5 protein-coding genes are annotated in these 4,581 nt (G+C 38.9%); all 5 read right to left on the bottom strand.

All coding sequences use genetic code 11. The features are described from left to right. Positions 1-397: ligand-binding sensor domain-containing protein (locus tag ON09_RS22770; protein WP_010603376.1), on the bottom strand; the 397-nt coding region annotated here is incomplete at its 3' end. A gap of 54 nt (positions 398-451) precedes the next feature. Then, positions 452-1,528, bottom strand: a complete 1,077-nt coding sequence (locus ON09_RS22765) for a cellulase family glycosylhydrolase (RefSeq protein ID WP_010603375.1) — start codon at positions 1,526-1,528, stop codon at positions 452-454. Continuing rightward, a complete protein-coding gene (locus tag ON09_RS22760) occupies positions 1,512-2,618 on the bottom strand; it encodes a glycoside hydrolase family 43 protein (RefSeq protein ID WP_010603374.1) in 1,107 nt (368 codons plus the stop codon). The genes ON09_RS22765 and ON09_RS22760 overlap by 17 nt, the downstream gene beginning before the upstream one ends. Before the next feature lies 1 nt (position 2,619). Beyond that, positions 2,620-3,702: a glycoside hydrolase family 43 protein gene (locus tag ON09_RS22755; protein ID WP_010603373.1), complete on the bottom strand. Its 1,083-nt coding sequence runs from the start codon at positions 3,700-3,702 to the stop codon at positions 2,620-2,622. Positions 3,703-3,749: 47 nt separating this feature from the next. Next, on the bottom strand, positions 3,750-4,581 hold an 832-nt coding region (locus ON09_RS22750), incomplete at its 5' end, for a RagB/SusD family nutrient uptake outer membrane protein (protein WP_010603372.1).

Raw genomic sequence — 4,581 nt, 5'->3', positions numbered from 1 at the left:
TATCGTTGATAAAAGAATTTTGAAGTGGTTTAAAAAGTGTAAACTTTTCTGTTTCCAGATTGAAAATGTAAATACCTTCATCGGTGCCGATCCAGAAAGTTTTGGCATCGTACTTAAATATTTTGCGAATAAAGTTATTTCCAATGCTACCTGGAACACCCTTTTGGTATTGAAAGGATTTAAAATCGTAGCCATCAAATCTGCTCAAGCCATACTTGGTGCCAAACCACATATAACCTTGATTATCTTGTTCGATATCCCAGATGGTGTTAGCACACAAACCATCAGAAACAGTATAATGCCTGAAAAATATTTTTTGAGCTTGAGCTATTGGTGTAAAAAAAACACCCCAAAAAAGTAGCAGGGCTATCGCCCTGCTTAATTTTTTAATTATCATAAATAAATGGCTAGATAGGCTACACAATATAGCGATCTTTATTGTGTAGGCGCACTATTTTATATCATTTAGTTTTTTAATCAAATCTACTTCCTCTTTTTTGTAAGGTGTTCCATCTTTTCTAAAAACTTCATGAAACCATTCTTTAGGTTCCTCTCCATTTGGCAATGGAGTATCCCAGGCATATTTAGTATTCGATTTTCCATCAACCAAACCCCAGTTAATGGCTCCAATATTCTCCTTTTTCAAGATTGGCATTACGTTTTCGAAGCGGCTGCCTCTGGTACGGGCCATATATTCGGTACAAATCATCGGCCTGCCATGAGATCTTAACATATCAATTACCCTTTGATGCCACTGTGGCTCCTCGTAATCGTGGTAAGTAATCACATCAGAATTTAAAGCCTGAAATGCATTTAACTGTTTATAATCCCATGCCCAAAGGCCGGCACTAATCGGTTGCTCAGGATTTACAGCCCTTGCCCAGGTAAATACAGCTTTAAGCAATGGATATGAACTTGTTAACTTTCCAGAATTACCTGGCTCGTTGTATAAATCCCATAGCAAAATGCGCTTATCTGATTTAAAACGAGTCATTACATCTTTTACATATTTTTCTAAAGCAGGAAAATTTGCTTCCTGTTTTGAATCAGGATCTCCAGGATCTTGTACCCAGCCAGAGTTATGAATACCTGGTTTTGGAGCTGGCTGCTTTCCAGGCGTTGCTTGTTTATTCCAGCAATCATCAAAAAACACAAAAACCGTTTTAATTTTATGTTTATCAGCGATGGATAAATATTGATCCATTCTCTTCTTAAATCCTTCTTTATCCTGTTTCCAGGCTAAACTATGCAAGTAAACCCTCATGGTATTAAAGCCAATACTTTCTGCCCATCCTAATTCTTTATCAATTGTGGCAGCATCAAAGGTATCTGCCTGCCACATTTCCAACTGGTTGATGGCCGTGCTCGGCAAAAAATCTGCACCGTTAATCCATTTGTATTGTTTGTACCAGGCATTAGCCTTCTCTATTGACCAAACTTTGCCTACAACAGGTGTTGCTTCCTGAGCGTTTGCAACTGTTGCAATGGTACACAGTGCCAGCAATAAATATTTAAAGTATCTGTTCATATGTTATAAAATTTAGTTGATGCCCCTGCATCAACATCAGTATTATTTTTTTTGTTGATGGAATTTTAAGTTCCTGATCAGTTTTAACGGGAATACCAAAATTTGGAGATCCATCAGCGTTCCAGGTAAATTTTTGTGCCCTTGGCGAACGCTTTCCGCCGCAACCCTGACCCGGACCAGAGTTTGCATGATACAAAATCCAATCTTCTTTTCCATCCGGAGATTTAAAAAAGGAATTATGACCTGGTGCATAAACGCCATTTTCTGGCGATTGCTTGAAAACAGGCTGGGTGCTTTTTACCCATGAATTTACATCCAAAATATCATTCCCTTTCAACGTTAACATGCCAAGCGCATAAAAATCCGTCCAGCAACCGCTTGCAGAATAAATTAAAAATACTTTTCCTTTATTTATGAGGATTTGAGGACCTTCATTTACATCAACATGTGGTGGATTTCCGGGATCATTTAAATCACCATGTTTTTCCCATTCAAATTGTGGTGAAGATATTTTATGTCTTTCTCCATCAATTGTCCATGGGTTTTTCATTTTTGCAATGTAAATTTCTTGCTTCTGATTGATGTCGCCTTCCCAGCCAGCCCAAATCATATAGAGCTGTTTTTGATAAGTGAATACCGATCCATCAATTGCCCATTTATTTGTGGCATCACCCACTTTGCCTTTGAAAACCCAGTTCCCTTTTAACGGATCTTTTGATGAATTTTCAAGCACATACATTCTGTGGTTGTTGTTATTTCCGTCATCCGCAGCAAAATAAACATACCATTTTCCTGAAATAAAATGGATTTCAGGCGCCCAAAGTTCTTTTGAGTAAGCTGTATTGGGCGGTGGTACAAAAATGGTTTTCTTCTCTGCGGTTTTCAAATCAGCCAGATTTTTCGTTTTCCAAATGACCAGTTTGTTTTGCATAGAATGGGTATAATAGTAATAGCCATCTTTGTAAATGCTCCACGGATCGGCTCCAGAGGGAAGCAGTGGATTAGTAAATGTTTGCGCAATGCTTACCTGTGCAACAAAAAGAAACAGGAAGGCAAGCGAAATTTTTATTTTTTTAATGTGTTTATTCATATTACTTTTCTCCAGAAGGTCTGCTAATCTGTAATCCGGTGGCTACTGGCACGCCAAAATCAGGGCTGCCATCTGCCTTAAATGTAAACTTCTGCATCCTCACATTTCTTTGATCAGCACAACCTTGGTTAGTTGCAGAATTTGCATGGTAAATGATCCAATTTTCCTTCCCATCCGGAGATTTAAAAAAGGAATTATGACCGGGGCCAAAGGCATTGCTTTGCGGCTGTTTCGTAAATACCGGCTGAGTAGATTTTGTCCAATCTGCTTTTACCAATGGGTTTCCCCCGGCTTTTAACGCTAGCTGCCCCAAAGCATAATCATCTGTACCGCAATAACTCGCCGAATAAATAATAAAAGTTTTATTATCTGGAGATGTTAAGGCTTGTGGACCTTCATTTACGCCAAATCCATTTTTCTCCCAGCCAAATTCAGGCTCAGTTAATTTTGTCGCCGTACCCTCTAAGGTATAAGGATTTGTCATTTTAGCGATGTAAATATTTTGTGTCAAATTCACATTCGTTACATCCGGTCTTCCACACCAAAGAAAATATCTGCTTCCATTTACTTCGAGTACAGAACCATCTATGGCCCAAAAATCAGCGCTTGGACTAAATATTTTTCCTTTATCAACCCACGTTCCGGTTGTTGGATCAGGACTGCTATTTTCTAAAACCCATGTTCTTTGGTTAATGTCTGCCCCGTTACCTGCGGTGTAGTAGATATACCATTTACCATCAAAAAAGTATAATTCTGGCGCCCAAACATTTCTGGAGTTTGCTGCACCAGCAACCGGAGTGAAAACGGTTTTTGGTACTGCAGTACTCAACTTAGACATAGCCGTAGTGCTCCATAAATTAATAGAACTTCCATTGGTTTGAAGATAATAATAAACACCATCTTTTTGAAAAACGGAAGGGTCTGCCCCATTCATCAGCGGGTTGGAAAAGGTACTTACCGTTGTAGGTGGTACCGGATCAACTGGTGTTGGATTACTCGACTTGCCACAAGAAAGACTCACAGAAACAAATAGTGCGAGCCAAAGCATGTGAAGTTTTAATCCTTTTGATGTGAATTTGTTCATAATAGGAAATGTTTAAAAGGTTAGCAGCAAGCCACTAACCTTTTTAATTAATATTTAGGATTTTGCGTTAAATTCGAGTTTAAATCAATATCACTTTGTGGAATTGGATAAACTTCATGTTTGCCAACAATGAAGCCTGTAAAATCCGCATCTCTGGTTGCTAATGCAGGACTTAAATCGCCCCAACGTTGTAAATCTGCCCAGCGCCATCCTTCTCCGGCCAATTCTGTTAAACGTTCGTGTTTTAGTTGTGTTAAAAATTGTGCCTGGTTTAAGCCTGGTTTTGCAGCTGTCAAAGTAGCTAAACCAGCTCTTTGTCTCACTCTATCAACCAATGGATAAGCTTCAGCAGTTCTGTTTAAACCATTTAAACATTCCGCATACATCAATAACACATCAGCATAACGAATTAAGCGATAGTTATTTGGAGAGCGAAATCCTTCCTGATTTTTCCAGTGATCATTTAACAGCTTCCGGAACCATACACCATTTGCATCAGGACCAGTTCCATATCTGCTTTGGAAAGTTTGGCCATAAACAATAGTTGCAGCTGGGCCAGCAGGGTTGGCATTATTAAAAATGAATGATGCAGCTAAACGCGGATCCTGAGCATTTGCAACTGTTCTTTCCTGTAAAAACTCATCAATTACCCATCTGCGGGCAGCACCATCCGAGAAACCAACACCCGGAGGCGCAAAGAACTGAGAAATAGAGGTACCTGTGTTATTTATTCTTGATTCATCCACATCATCATCAGTACTTTCTGACTGGTTTTCACTGAATTGAATTTCGAATATAGATTCGCTGTTATTCTCTTTGGTGATTATAAAATTGTCACGATAATCGGCAGTTAAAGCATATGTTGAACAGTGTGTACGT

Source organism: Pedobacter agri PB92, from assembly GCF_000258495.1.
Classification (GTDB): Bacteria; Bacteroidota; Bacteroidia; order Sphingobacteriales; family Sphingobacteriaceae; genus Pedobacter; species Pedobacter agri.
The sequence above is the reverse complement of the archived record's forward strand: the minus strand, read 5'-3'. Positions and strand labels throughout refer to the sequence as shown.